This is a genomic window from Psychrobacter sp. HD31 (assembly GCF_051097895.1).
Classification (GTDB): domain Bacteria; phylum Pseudomonadota; class Gammaproteobacteria; order Pseudomonadales; family Moraxellaceae; genus Psychrobacter.
Map to the genome: position 1 here is coordinate 1552377 of NZ_CP142525.1, position 14769 is coordinate 1567145.

The 14769-nt window shown below is 40.4% G+C and carries 8 protein-coding genes, 2 tRNA genes and 3 rRNA genes; 2 read left to right on the forward strand and 11 right to left on the reverse strand.

Annotated features, from left to right (window positions below):
• The first annotated feature begins 93 nt into the window (after window positions 1-93).
• Together VH441_RS06870 and VH441_RS06875 are read left to right on the forward strand one after the other, a co-directional pair.
• Entirely contained in the window at window positions 94-978 is an 885-nt protein-coding gene (locus VH441_RS06870; RefSeq protein ID WP_434352913.1) for a DUF3025 domain-containing protein, read from the forward strand.
• 172 nt (window positions 979-1150) lie between these two features.
• Window positions 1151-1828 carry an IS1595 family transposase gene (locus tag VH441_RS06875; RefSeq protein ID WP_434352914.1) on the forward strand — a complete coding sequence of 226 codons (678 nt, stop codon included), beginning with the start codon at window positions 1151-1153 and terminating at the stop codon, window positions 1826-1828.
• A gap of 2 nt (window positions 1829-1830) precedes the next feature.
• On the opposite strand, the gene VH441_RS06880 is transcribed toward VH441_RS06875, so the two are convergent.
• The 11 genes from VH441_RS06880 to recF all read right to left on the reverse strand — a co-directional run bounded on the left by VH441_RS06880 (window position 1831) and on the right by recF (window position 14713).
• A complete protein-coding gene (locus VH441_RS06880) occupies window positions 1831-2154 on the reverse strand; it encodes a GNAT family N-acetyltransferase (protein ID WP_434352915.1) in 324 nt (107 codons plus the stop codon).
• Window positions 2155-2592: 438 nt separating this feature from the next.
• A 5S ribosomal RNA gene (gene rrf, locus VH441_RS06885) occupies window positions 2593-2706 on the reverse strand.
• Window positions 2707-2851: 145 nt separating this feature from the next.
• Window positions 2852-5700, reverse strand: a 23S ribosomal RNA gene (locus tag VH441_RS06890).
• A 313-nt stretch (window positions 5701-6013) separates the two neighbouring features.
• Window positions 6014-6089: transfer RNA gene (locus VH441_RS06895), tRNA-Ala, on the reverse strand.
• A gap of 1 nt (window position 6090) precedes the next feature.
• Window positions 6091-6167, reverse strand: a tRNA-Ile gene (locus VH441_RS06900).
• Between the two features lie 60 nt (window positions 6168-6227).
• Window positions 6228-7760 (reverse strand): 16S ribosomal RNA (locus tag VH441_RS06905).
• The 16S, 23S and 5S rRNA genes sit together here with 2 tRNA genes alongside, the layout of an rRNA operon.
• Window positions 7761-8418: 658 nt before the next feature.
• Window positions 8419-8793: a hypothetical protein gene (locus VH441_RS06910; protein WP_434352916.1), complete on the reverse strand. Its 375-nt coding sequence runs from the start codon at window positions 8791-8793 to the stop codon at window positions 8419-8421.
• Window positions 8794-9163: 370 nt separating this feature from the next.
• Complete coding sequence (locus VH441_RS06915) at window positions 9164-9856, reverse strand: hypothetical protein (protein ID WP_434352917.1); 693 nt, start codon at window positions 9854-9856, stop codon at window positions 9164-9166.
• 186 nt (window positions 9857-10042) lie between these two features.
• A complete protein-coding gene (locus tag VH441_RS06920) occupies window positions 10043-10627 on the reverse strand; it encodes a hypothetical protein (protein WP_434352918.1) in 585 nt (194 codons plus the stop codon).
• Window positions 10628-10868: 241 nt separating this feature from the next.
• Window positions 10869-13373, reverse strand: a complete 2505-nt coding sequence (gene gyrB, locus VH441_RS06925) for a DNA topoisomerase (ATP-hydrolyzing) subunit B (protein ID WP_434352919.1) — start codon at window positions 13371-13373, stop codon at window positions 10869-10871.
• A gap of 176 nt (window positions 13374-13549) precedes the next feature.
• Window positions 13550-14713, reverse strand: coding sequence for a DNA replication/repair protein RecF (gene recF / locus VH441_RS06930; RefSeq protein WP_434352920.1), 1164 nt, complete (start codon window positions 14711-14713; stop codon window positions 13550-13552).
• Between the last annotated feature and the right edge of the window lie 56 nt (window positions 14714-14769).

A 14769-nucleotide genomic window follows, 5' to 3' on the forward strand; every position in this document is an offset into this window, starting at 1 on the left:
CATAGAGTGTTAACAACCATCACTACGATAAGGTAAAATATGCTGTAAGTATAACAACAAAACTAATTTTTTATTACCATTTTGAGAACACATATGCCCTATATATTTGATGAAATAAATCATATAAATTGGTCTGCTCCTTGGCATGCTCACTTACAAGAAAATATCTTAACACCCCAATTTTATAAAATTAAACAAAGTGATGACTCCCAGAAGTTAAGTTTAGCAGCTACACTTAACCAATTACTATCAACCCATAAAAGTATACTAACGGGTGCCGATAAACCTGCCAAATTTATCACTCAGGCGTATTTTGATAGTTTGCCTAACACCCAAGCATACGAAGCACACATCGCCAAAACTGGACAAATACCAACCCGTGATAACCTACATGATTTATTTAATGCCTGGATTTGGTTTACTTTTCCGAAAACCAAAGCAATGCTCAACCGTTACCAGTCGCTGCAAATTGCTCGTGATGGTATTAGCAATGCAAGAGGACGAGTAAGAGATGCCATTACCATTTTTGATGAATGTGGTGCCATTTTTGTCACGAGTGAGGAATCAATTGCCCAGGCATTAAAAAACTTTGACTGGCAACACTGCTTAGTTAAATCAAGAGATACTTGGGATAATCCATTAAAGCTGCATACAATTAAAAATGCAAATAGCTCGGTTTATATTTTTGGACATGCCACACTTGAACAGTTGGTTGAACCTCGTAAACCCATTTGTAGCCATTGTAAAATCGTTTTAGTAGAGGCAGATTTTTTTAAATTAACCATGACAGAACGAATGTGCTATTTAGATAAGCGTTTGACTATAGAAGTTGCAGAGTGGTTAGAGAAAGACAATGTCCAACCTAGAGATTTATCACCGTTACCAATTCTTGGTATTCCACATTTTTGGGATGAAAATAAAAACGCTGAGTTTTATGAAGATGCATTTGTATTTAGGAGTGGACGCAGAAAAAAATAATATACCCTTATGCCACTAAAAAAGTAGCTCTAATTAATATAAACACACTTTGTTATATGTGTTCATCTTCATTAATCTTAGACGTAAGTATAAAATCTTCCCATTTTCCTGCAATTTTTAAATATGGGTCTAGATAACTTTAGCACAATATAAGGTGTGTTAAAGTTAAGCTATGACTGGTTTAAACAAGTATTATAAGCGTTCACATATTTCAGAAGCAAAATTTAGGCAAATAATCAAACTATTTTGTCATGATTTACCTGCCTCTAAAGTATCAGAAATGTCAGGTGTTAGTCGAGTTACTATCAACAAACTCTTTCTTAAACTTAGAGTTAGAATTGCTCAATTATGTGAACAAGCATCACCACTCTCAGGTGAAGTTGAAGTAGATGAAAGTTACTTTGGTGCTAAGAGAGTAAGAGGTAAACGTGGTCGAGGTACCAGTGGTAAAACCATTGTATTTGGCATCTTAAAACGTGAGGGTAATGTTTATACTGAAATTGTACCTGATGCCTCTAAAAAGCAGTTACAGCAAGTTATTAGAGGTAAAGTAGATATTGGTAGCATTATCCATTCAGATGGTTGGAGAGGTTATAACGGACTTGTTGATGTGGGCTATGAAAAACACTATAGAGTTCATCATGGTAACAATGAATTTGCTAGAGGTAATGCACATATAAACGGTATTGAATCATTCTGGTCTTATGCTAAAAGAAGACTAACAAAGTTCAATGGTGTTGCTAGTGATAAGTTCTATCTTCACCTCAAAGAATGTGAATTTAGATTCAACCATAGAAACGATAATCTCTATGCTAAACTATTAGCAGAATTTAGAAAAAATCCTCTCTAAAGTTATCTAGACCCTAAATATTTTCTCGCAACGCCTTCTTTTTCAAATCCAAGTTTTAATAAAACCGTTTCACTACGCTGATTATGAGGCATATAGGTCGCCATGATGCGATTAAGTCCAACAAAATCGAACATATAACATATAGCTTCATCAAGTATTTCGGTCATATAACCCTGACCCTCAAACTTTTTAGCAATAGTGTAACCTAAAAAACAAGCTTGAAAAACGCCTTGCACTATACCCGTAAAGTTACAAACGCCAACAATTTCATTGGTTTCTTTATGCAATGCCACAAATCTAACTTCATTCCCTTTTTTAAATGCCAACTCACTGGCTTTACACACTGATAACCAATTATCTAAAGTATAAAATTTATCTGAGCGTTTAGGTTACCATGGAGATAAATGCTCACTATTTTCAAGCTCATATGCAAGCAAAGCTGGTGCATGCTTTTTAGACATCACCTCAATATAAGTTCTTGCCGTATTTATCATTATTATTCCAAGATTAGATAGTATTACTAAATAGATAGCGACACTGATGCATGCCTCAAGCCATTGTAGCACAAGTACAAAACCAATCTTTACAGATACATAGAGAATAAAATAAACAATCTACTTTCATCACATAACAACCAATCACTAATTGTAAGTCAACAATTCAGCAGAGCAACATAAGAATAACAATAAAAAGCCAAGCATAAAAAACCGCCCCACTCAGTGAGCGGGGCGGTTTTGGAGTAACCGGTTGGGTTACGAATAAGGAGCTGACGATGACCTACTCTCACATGGGCGAACCACACTACCATTGGCGCGAAGACGTTTCACTTCTGAGTTCGGGAAGGGATCAGGTGGTTCCATCTTGCTATTATCGTCAGCGAAGGGGTTTTAACAACAGCAACCGACTAGGTTGCTAGTAGAAATGAGTTTTATATATGTCTTTCGACTTTCAAGATTATTATCTGATATCAAGCTTATGATGATATCGAAATTATATTAACTATATAAACCATTTTGGTATTGTATAGTCAAGCCAAACGAGCAATTAGTATCAGTTAGCTACACATATCGCTATGCTTCCACACCTGACCTATCAACGTCCTAGTCTTGAACGGCTCTTAAGGGAAATCTAATCTTGAGGTGGGCTTCCCGCTTAGATGCTTTCAGCGGTTATCCCATCCGAACGTAGCTACTCGGCAATGCGACTGGCGTCACAACCGAAACACCAGAGGTTCGTCCACTCTGGTCCTCTCGTACTAGGAGCAGATCCTCTCAAATTTCCAACGCCCACGGTAGATAGGGACCGAACTGTCTCACGACGTTCTAAACCCAGCTCGCGTACCTCTTTAAATGGCGAACAGCCATACCCTTGGGACCTGCTTCAGCCCCAGGATGAGATGAGCCGACATCGAGGTGCCAAACACCGCCGTCGATATGAACTCTTGGGCGGTATCAGCCTGTTATCCCCAGAGTACCTTTTATCCGTTGAGCGATGGCCCTTCCATACAGAACCACCGGATCACTAAGACCTACTTTCGTACCTGCTCGAGTTGTGACTCTCGCAGTTAAGCGCGCTTTTGCCTTTATACTCTTTGAACGATTTCCGACCGTTCTGAGCGCACCTTCGTACTCCTCCGTTACTCTTTAGGAGGAGACCGCCCCAGTCAAACTACCCACCATACATTGTCCTCAGCACTGTGAATGCCTAAGTTAGAACCTCAACATAACCAGGGTGGTATTTCAAGGATGGCTCCACGCAATCTGGCGATCACGCTTCATAGCCTCCCACCTATCCTGCACAGGTTAGGTCAAAGTTCAATGTAAAGCTGTAGTAAAGGTTCACGGGGTCTTTCCGTCTAGCCGCGGGTACACAGCATCTTCACTGCGATTTCGATTTCACTGAGCCTCTGCTGGAGACAGCGTGGCCATCATTATGCCATTCGTGCAGGTCGGAACTTACCCGACAAGGAATTTCGCTACCTTAGGACCGTTATAGTTACGGCCGCCGTTTACTGGGGCTTCGATCAAATGCTTCGCTTACGCTAACATCATCAATTAACCTTCCAGCACCGGGCAGGCATCACACCCTATACGTCCACTTTCGTGTTTGCAGAGTGCTGTGTTTTTAATAAACAGTTGCAGCCACCTGGTATCTGCGACTGCCAACAGCTCATGGAGCAAGTCCAATCACCGTCGGCAGCGTACCTTCTCCCGAAGTTACGGTACCATTTTGCCTAGTTCCTTCAGCAGAGTTCTCTCAAGCGCCTTGGTATTCTCTACCTGACCACCTGTGTCGGTTTCGGGTACGATTCGTTTGTGACTATCGCTTAGAAGCTTTTCCTGGAAGCATGGTATCTACCACTTCGCTAGTAAACTAGCTTGCTATCAGATCTCAGTATATAAGTGCCCGGATTTGCCTAAGCACTAAACCTACATCCTTTCACCTGGACAACCATCGCCAGGCTGATATAACCTTCTCCGTCCCTCCATCGCATCACAAACAAGTATAGGAATATTAACCTATTTCCCATCGACTACGCCTTTCGGCCTCGCCTTAGGGGTCGACTCACCCAGCCCCGATTAACGTTGGACTGGAACCCTTGGTCTTCCGGCGAACGGGCTTTTCACCCGTTTTATCGTTACTCACGTCAGCATTCGCTCTTGTGATACCTCCAGCATGCCTTACAACACACCTTCATCGGCTTACACAACGCTCCCCTACCACTTGAAACAAATTTCAAATCCGCAGCTTCGGCTCCTAGTTTGAGCCCCGTTACATCTTCCGCGCAGGCCGACTCGACTAGTGAGCTATTACGCTTTCTTTAAAGGGTGGCTGCTTCTAAGCCAACCTCCTAGCTGTCTATGCCTTCCCACATCGTTTCCCACTTAACTAGGAATTTGGGGCCTTAGCTGGCGGTCTGGGTTGTTTCCCTCTCCACTACGGACGTTAGCACCCGCAGTGTGTCTCCCGGATAGTACTCATAGGTATTCGGAGTTTGCATCGGTTTGGTAAGTCGGTATGACCCCCTAGCCGAAACAGTGCTCTACCCCCTATGGTATTCGTCCGAGGCGCTACCTAAATAGCTTTCGGGGAGAACCAGCTATCACCGAGTTTGATTAGCCTTTCACCCCTATCCACAAGTCATCCCCTGGCTTTTCAACGACAGTGGGTTCGGTCCTCCGATGCCTGTTACGGCACTTTCAACCTGCTCATGGATAGATCACTCGGTTTCGGGTCTATACCCTGCAACTATTCGCCCTATTAAGACTCGATTTCTCTACGGCTCCCCTAAATGGTTAACCTCGCTACAGAATATAAGTCGCTGACCCATTATACAAAAGGTACGCCGTCACGGAACAAGTCCGCTCCGACTGCTTGTATGCACACGGTTTCAGGTTCTATTTCACTCCCCTCACAGGGGTTCTTTTCGCCTTTCCCTCACGGTACTGGTTCACTATCGGTCAGTCAGGAGTATTTAGCCTTGGAGGATGGTCCCCCCATCTTCATACAGGATTTCTCGTGTCCCGCACTACTTAATATGCTTCCTAATAGATTTCGGATACGGGGCTATCACCCACTATGGCCAGCCTTCCCAAGCTGTTCTCCTATCTATAAGTCCGTCGGCTACTCCCCGTTCGCTCGCCGCTACTTGGGGAATCTCATTTGATGTCTTTTCCTCGGGGTACTGAGATGTTTCACTTCTCCCGGTTTGCCTCTCTTACGAGATCTAGCTTATGCTAGTTGGGTTTCCCCATTCAGAAATCTCCGGATCGTAGGATATTGCCACCTCCCCGAAGCTTATCGCAGGCTATCACGTCTTTCATCGCCTCTGACTGCCAAGGCATCCACCATGTGCACTTAATTACTTGACTATACAATCCAAAATAGTTTGCAATGTATAGGTAATTTAATTAACGATATCACCATTTGTGTTGTTATCTATCTTCCAATAAATAACGCGCTTGATTCAGTTCTCTTTACTTTTCGATAGTTAACGGTGGGATAACATTACAATGTCATTCCGTTAACTATCAGGTTAAACACATTCTTGTTGGAACAGTGTGTTTAACCCAGACTCATTTCTATGTTGTTAAATAGTTTATGATGCTCTCTTCAAGTCATCATGTTCTTTCTGCTTTCACAGATATAAATAATCTTCCCAAATTACTTATATCTGTAAATTAATGGTGGAGCCAAGGAGAGTCGAACTCCTGACCTCCTGCGTGCAAGGCAGGCGCTCTACCAACTGAGCTATGGCCCCATGGTGGGTCTAATAAGACTTGAACTTATGACCCCCGCGTTATCAACACGGTGCTCTAACCAGCTGAGCTATAGACCCTTATAGCTTACTTCTTAAAAAACAACTTGTTGTGAATTCTTGCCAATTGAATGCTTTCGTTAAGGAGGTGATCCAGCCGCAGGTTCCCCTACGGCTACCTTGTTACGACTTCACCCCAGTCATCAACCCCACCGTGGTGAGCGCCCTCCTAAGTTAGGCTACCCACTTCTGGTGAGATCAACTCCCATGGTGTGACGGGCGGTGTGTACAAGGCCCGGGAACGTATTCACCGTGGCATTCTGATCCACGATTACTAGCGATTCCGACTTCATGGAGTCGAGTTGCAGACTCCAATCTGGACTGAGATAGGCGTTTTGAGATTGGCATCACATCGCTGTGTAGCTTCCCTTTGTACCTACCATTGTAGCACGTGTGTAGCCCTGGTCGTAAGGGCCATGATGACTTGACGTCGTCCCCGCCTTCCTCCAGTTTGTCACTGGCAGTCTCCTTAGAGTCCCCACCATTACGTGCTGGCAACTAAGGATAAGGGTTGCGCTCGTTGCGGGACTTAACCCAACATCTCACGACACGAGCTGACGACAGCCATGCAGCACCTGTATCACAATTCCCGAAGGCACTCTCGTATCTCTACAAGATTCTGTGTATGTCAAGACCAGGTAAGGTTCTTCGCGTTGCATCGAATTAAACCACATGCTCCACCGCTTGTGCGGGCCCCCGTCAATTCATTTGAGTTTTAACCTTGCGGCCGTACTCCCCAGGCGGTCTACTTATTGCGTTAGCTGCGTCACTAAGTCTTCATGAGACCCAACGACTAGTAGACATCGTTTACGGCGTGGACTACCAGGGTATCTAATCCTGTTTGCTACCCACGCTTTCGAACCTCAGTGTCAGTATGATGCCAGGAAGCTGCCTTCGCCATCGGTATTCCTCCAGATCTCTACGCATTTCACCGCTACACCTGGAATTCTACTTCCCTCTCACCTACTCTAGTTTAACAGTTTCAGATGCAGTTCCCAGGTTAAGCCCGGGGATTTCACATCTGACTTATTAGACCACCTACGCTCGCTTTACGCCCAGTAATTCCGATTAACGCTCGCACCCTCTGTATTACCGCGGCTGCTGGCACAGAGTTAGCCGGTGCTTATTCTGCAGTTAACGTCATGACTATAGGGTATTAACCTATAGCTGTTCCTCACTGCTTAAAGTGCTTTACAACCAAAAGGCCTTCTTCACACACGCGGCATGGCTGGATCAGGGTTGCCCCCATTGTCCAATATTCCCCACTGCTGCCTCCCGTAGGAGTCCGGACCGTGTCTCAGTTCCGGTGTGGCTGATCATCCTCTCAGACCAGCTACAGATCGTCGCCATGGTAGGCCTTTACCCCACCATCTAGCTAATCCGACTTAGGCTCATCTAATAGCAAGAGACAAAGTGCCCCCTTTCTCCCGTAAGACGTATGCGGTATTAATCCGAGTTTCCCCGGGCTATCCCCCACTACTAGGTAGATTCCTAAGTATTACTCACCCGTCCGCCGCTAATCGGGTCTAGCAAGCTAGACCTTCATCGCTCGACTTGCATGTGTTAAGCCTGCCGCCAGCGTTCAATCTGAGCCATGATCAAACTCTTCAGTTTAATCTTTGTTGAGACCTTTTAAGATGGTCCCTAATCTTGGCTCATTCGTACTTTACTAGCATATTTACTTAAGTATGTTCGTATATGAATTAACTTTGAGTATTTCTACTAATTTCGTCGAATGATTATCTTTTTAAAGTCATTCTAAATTAGCAAAAATCCACACAAGTTGTTTTTTAAGTTTGTTTTTAATGAGTTAGATTACCTTCGTCAGGTTAATCTTTACCCCCTTTGTCTTCAACGTATGCTGTGCGACTCAGGGAAGGCATATTATATAGTGTTTATCTCTCGTGTCAACACTTTTTTACGCCTTTTTAAAGTTTTTTCGCTTCGCTTTTCTTTGTTTTAAGCTTAACTCAATTTCACTTTAATTTACGCTACAAAACTTCGCTTTGTCAGCTCTGCCCCGTTTGCGTGAGGGCGTATTATACGCAGTTTTTTTAGGTTGGCAAGGGGTTTTTTAAAGATTTGTGAAATTTGCTTGTAAGGGGCTGGTTTGAAAGGGGTTTTTGGGTTCAAAGAAGTTAGGCTAAGTTAGTATCGTTCGAGTGTTTTGTTTTCAATGATAGTTGATTTTTTATAGGGTTAACGTTCACATAAAAGGCGAGCGGTAGCGAGCCCAGCCCACGTTTTTTTGTGGGCAATTTTAATGTGTTTGTTATAAGGCAATTATTTCTACACCTCGAATTGAAATATATAAAAAACCAAAAATAAAAGCGCCTAGTGATAGAAACCTAGAGACATAGGATAATATTTTATTTCTCTCTACCCCTGCATCTTGGTTTGATGCTTTAAGAGTGTTGACTCTATATCTAAAATAATTGACAAGAACACCGGAAACCAAACCTAAGCAAAAAAACCTAAGCCCATAAAATGAGACAATTGCAAGTTCAATATTACTGTCAATAACTGCTTGAGCAAAACCAAGTAAAGCAATAATTGCCCCTGAATTTATTAGAATAAGACTTTGAACAAATTTATGTTCAATATCGACTCTTGCTTGATATTTAGCATCCTCAGAAATTGCCATCATTTTCCCAACTTATCGACTCATAACAATTTATTACCTTGCCAGACTAGCATTGATATCAAACTTTAACAATATAAACATAGCAATAAAGCTCTTTTATTGCATATATTTATCATAATAGTTGTAGGGTAGGTTAGCAAAGCGTAACTCACATTTCTAATTGTAAACAGAAACAAACAATTACATAACCACACTCTACCACATATTTTTAACCTCGCCATGGTGCGGTTTAGCCCTGATGGTAGCGGTATTGAAATTTAAGCTGTGGCGATTGCGAACAAGGTTAAGGGTGGTTGCTTGGATAATGAAACACCTTTAACCACAATGAGCAACGCCACAGACAAATTGAAATAATAGCGGACAGCAGGATTGGCTACGTTAGTACCACATCTGCAAACACAAAACCACCACGCTCTACAATTTCGCCAGTAGTTATATTTAGCGGCTCATAAAAGCAAGGGGCATCATATACAAAAGTATGAAACTCACCATTTTCTCCGCAGGGGTCAATAGGGTTTGCCAAAGTGCTTAAATCGGTTAAAAAAGCTTGATTGTAATCTCTGCCACAAAAGTTATGAGGTAATTTTTTAGGGTCTATACAGGTTGTAACCGCTTTTACGCCATTGTCTACCAATGTTTGCGATAATTGTTTGGTGTCCATCCCCCAAAGTGGAAATATGGGTTTAAGCCCCGTACCTTTTAGCTGTTTGATGCGGTAATCCCTGACATCTTGTAAAAATAAGTCACCAAAGGCAATTTGCTCAATCCCTCGCGCCACCAACTCTTTAAAATAGTCATCCATTATTTTTTGATAATCATCATTACTGCAAGGAAATGGCAAAGAGATAATATCTAACGGTAATGGTTGTTTTTGTGTGCCCGCAACTTTAGCTTGTTGTTTGAGCAACTCTACCCGTACGGCATGCATGGCAACACGTTGAAACGCTTCGTTAATACTAGAAAACAGCCCAACCAGCTCTATGTTTGGATCTTGTTTTAACTTATGTAAAGTCCATGCACTATCTTTGCCTGTGCTCCATGATAGTATAGTTTTTTGTTTTTTCATAAACACTTATTTTATGTAATCTAATAAATAACAAACTTACTGATTTACTAAAAAAAGTAGTTGCATAGAACTACTTTTTCTTAAATAACAGTATTTACAACATCTATCCAGTCAGCCGTTATATCAAAAGTTAGTAACTTTTAGTAGGATTGGCATATAAATAAAGTAAAAGTCACTATTTTTAGCTTATTTACACTTTACTTTACTTAACATCTGCTGTGCTTGTATGATGAACTCTGTTTTTTGTTTATCCAATGAATGCGCTATAGCATTAATTTGGGCACTTACTTCTTCTGTTGGCTGATAATTTTCAGCATAAGTAACACTGACTAAAGCACAATTATTTCGTAAAGCATATGCCGTATTAGACTCAATACTATTGTATCTTGAATCATTTATTAGCGGTGGATACACCATTTGCCAAGCCAATGAATTATCTGTTAACTGCGTTTTTGCATAAGGCAAATTTTCTATTTTAAATTTTTCTCTTAAAATATTGTCAAGCTGTTTGAAGTTTCTATTTTCTGCATAATGTATTGTAATTAATTTAGACCAATCAAAATCTTTTTCATTTGCCAAATAGTACTCTGTAAAACTAGGCGTCAAGTTTTTTTGCCTATACGTTTGACCATTGTATGTTATCGAATTTGGTATATTTACTGGCATAATTTTTTTTACGCCAATGTTTTCTGTATGATTGGTACCGCCTGTGCTGCATGCTGATAAACCTAACACTGCTATGGCTGCAATTATTGATATAAACATTTTCATAACAACTCCCTTTTATATACGCTGTAACTGAAGTACTATTTTTATTCTAATCCTGTTTAATAAATAATACTATCATTTTTATTTAGCATACTGTTACCGTATGATATGAATAGAATCACAATAAAAACAGAGGATTAAGAAAAATAAAAAAACGAGTTATAAAACTTACGTTTTTTAACTCGCTCTATCTTAATTGGAATCTATTCTTTCCTAATCCCTTAGGTAGGAAAGAAAAATGTAGTTATATATCCAAATTAGTAACCGTTAATGCATTTTCTTCAATAAAGGCACGGCGTGGCTCTACATCATCACCCATTAGGCAAGTAAATAAGTGGTCTGCCGCAATCGCATCTTCGATCGTTACTTTAAGCATGTTACGATTTTCTGGATCCATGGTCGTTTCCCATAGCTGGTCGGCATTCATCTCGCCCAACCCTTTATAACGTTGTACCGTTAAACCACGGCGAGCATCCGTCATAACTTGTTGCCATAAATGATCAAAGTCGCGAATAACGGTATCTTTTTCGCCTCGGCGGATATAAGCCGTTTCTGATAAAGCGGTATTCCACTCGCTAGACAGTTTCATTAACTTGTTGTATTCGCCAGAACCTATCAAGCCAACATCTAACAAATAGTTGTGTGGCAATTGGTGGATATAAATAGTCACTCGTGGTAACCATTGTTCAGCTTTGGCTTCTAATTGCCCTTCATTACTTTCATCTTCTTGATTTGTTTTGGCAAAAATATTGTCAATACTAACTTCCGGTTTTAAATCAGAACAGGTAGTATCTAACTGCTGTTGCAGTTTTTCTGCCCACGCCTGCATGGTTGTTTTATCTTTTGTATCTTCAATGCTTAATTTAGGCACAAACGTCAAAGCTTCTAATACATCCGCAGGGTATTTTGTTGCCAAACGTGCTTTAATTAATTGAGTTTGGTTGTAGCTATTTAGCAAGCTTTCTAACGCTTTACCCGTTACTGCTGGCGTATCTTCACTTAAAAATAGGTTTGTGTCATCAATGGTTGAAGATAATAAATAGCTTTTTAATGCTTCATCATCTTTTAAATACAACTCATTACGTCCTTTTTTAATTTTATAAAGCGGTGGCTGAGCAATATAGATGTAGCCTTTTTCGATAAGTTCTGGCGTTTGGCGGAAAAAGAAAGTCAAAAGCAACGTACGGATATGAGAACCATCAACATCCGCATCGGTCATGATAATGATTTTATGATAACGGATTTTTTCTGGATTATATTCATCTGGTCCAATACCACAACCTAAAGCGGTAATGAGCGTACCCACCTCTTGTGATGACAACATTTTGTCAAAACGGGCACGTTCTACATTTAAGATTTTACCTTTTAACGGCAAAATTGCTTGGGTTTTACGGCTACGCCCCTGCTTAGCAGACCCGCCCGCAGAGTCACCCTCCACAATATATAGTTCAGATAAGGCTGGGTCTTTTTCTTGACAGTCGGCAAGTTTGCCTGGCAACCCGGCAATATCTAACGTGGTTTTACGGCGGGTCATTTCACGTGCTTTACGCGCTGCATCACGTGCTTTTGCCGCATCAATGATTTTACCAGCGATTGATTTAGCAGAGTTTGGGTTTTCTAACAAATAGTCGTTAAATTTGTCATGCATGGCATGTTCTACTGCCGACTTAACCTCACTAGAAACCAGTTTATCTTTTGTTTGGCTAGAAAATTTAGGATCAGGTACTTTAACCGAAACAATGGCAGTTAAACCTTCTCTCGCATCGTCGCCAGTTACATTTACCTTCTCTTTTTTCATCATTTTTTCGTTGTCCATATAATTGTTTAAACAACGAGTTAATGCCGAGCGGAAACCTGATAAATGTGTGCCGCCATCTTTTTGTGGAATATTATTAGTAAAGCAAAGTACTTTTTCGTTATAACTGTCTGACCATTGCAAAGCAACTTCAACACCCACGCCATCTTTTTCTTGACTGGTGAAGTGAAAGACCTCATTTAGCGTAGTTTTACCATCATTAATATAGCTAACAAACTCTGATAAACCACCTTTGTGTTCAAATTCTTGACGTTTATCGCTGCGTTCATCTGTTAATACAATGCGCACACCAGAGTTTAAGAATGATAACTCACGCAAACGCTTTGATAAGATTTCAAAGTCAAATTCTGTTATTCCTTTAAAGATAGCATCTGTGCCCTCTTCACCCACACTTGGATGAAAGCGGATTTGTGTGCCTGTACGATCCGTGCTGTCTAATTGTTTGATATCACTGTCTGGTACACCATCAGTATAAGTTTGGTTATAGTGATGACCCTCACGCCAAATGTTTAGTTCAAGCTTATGTGATAACGCATTAACTACCGAAACACCAACACCGTGCAAACCACCAGAAACTTTATAACTGTTGTCATCAAACTTACCACCAGCGTGCAATACGGTCATGATAACTTGGGCTGCCGATACTTTTTCTTCTGGATGAATATCAACAGGAATACCGCGTCCGTTATCCATTACGCTAACTGAGTTGTCTTCATGAATGATGACATCAATCTGGTCACAATGCCCTGCCAAGGCTTCATCAATTGAGTTATCAACCACCTCAAACACCATGTGATGCAATCCTGTGCCATCATCTGTATCGCCAATATACATACCTGGACGCACACGCACGGCTTCTAACCCACGTAAAACACGGATTTTATCGGCACCATAGTTTTCATTTTCTGGGTTTAGGTTTGATGAGTCACTCATGAATATTCCTTAAAGTTGATTGACATTTTTATTAATTATCGCGTTAAGTCTTCTGCTTTATTTAATGCCAAAATTAACCCTAAAATTATAGCATTTTTTTGACAAATAGTCATTTTTATCAATGACAGGAGAAGGTCGGTTAATTAACATTTAAAAAATAAGCGTTACTGTTTATATTAATTATTTTTTTCTATAACCCCTTGTTTCACATGAAACAATTTATAATCCTGCCAATAGTTTTTAACTAAAGGTAAAATGTCTTCTGTTAAACTTGTTAAAAACACTTGGCAATCTAACCCGCCAAGTGTGGTAAGCAAAACTTGAATGGCTTTTTCATCAAGCTCTGCAGTTACATCATCCAAAAGAACAATAGGGACTGAACTTTCATAGTCTAATGTTTCATGTGAAACATCAATATTGGATTTTGATTTATCTTTTTGTAAAAGTGGCAATTGTGATAATCTTAAAGCGGTTATTAATAACTTTTTTTCTCCTCGAGAAAGCACATTAGCTGCTTGATCTTTTACTTTATTTTTATTATCAATGTCAGATTGCCAATGTACATGAATATCTGCACGGTGGCTCCCCACTCTGGTATAACCTTGTTGCAAATCTTGCAATAAGCGTTCTTCTAAAATTTTATCTAATGATTGTGTAATATCAAAACCAGGTTGATAACTCACACTAATTTTTTTTGTGTAATGAGGTAACAGTTTTTCAATACTTTTTAAAAAGTACGGTTGCCATTCATCAAAAACTTGTTGCCTATAATAATGAATTAACTCGGCATGCGCTGCTAGCCCTGCATCCCATGCTGCAATTTGTTGTTTTTGTAAATCAGTTAATATACGAGTTTGTTTTAAAAGACTATTACGCTGTTTAAGTAACCGTTGATAAGATAACCATTGCGCATAAAAATTTGGTTTCACATGAAACGCTAGCCAATCTAATAATTGACGACGGCTCGCACTGCCTTGCTCCAAAACATCCATAGAAGATGGATCAATCAACAAGGTTGGCATATAACGTGTTAACTGGCTCTGCGTTTTTACTGTATCACCATTAAAACGCAGCTGTGTAGTCGCATCTGTTTGTTTTTGAATCGCTAAGCGTATCTCATCATCAAAAACAGCAAACACTGTGGCAAAGTTATTTTGATGCCGGATATAACGGCTTGGTTGATGGGTACGAAAGCTTTTACCACGAGATAATAAAAATATGGATTCGAGTAAAGAAGTTTTACCACTGCCATTGTTGCCTATAATAATATTACAGCAACTGGTCGATAAATTAACTTGAGATAAATTGCGCAGATTTGTAATTTGTAAACGCTTAATCATGGACATAAACCCCAAAAAACACCATTAAAAAAACGCTTAAAAAATACAAAATGTGC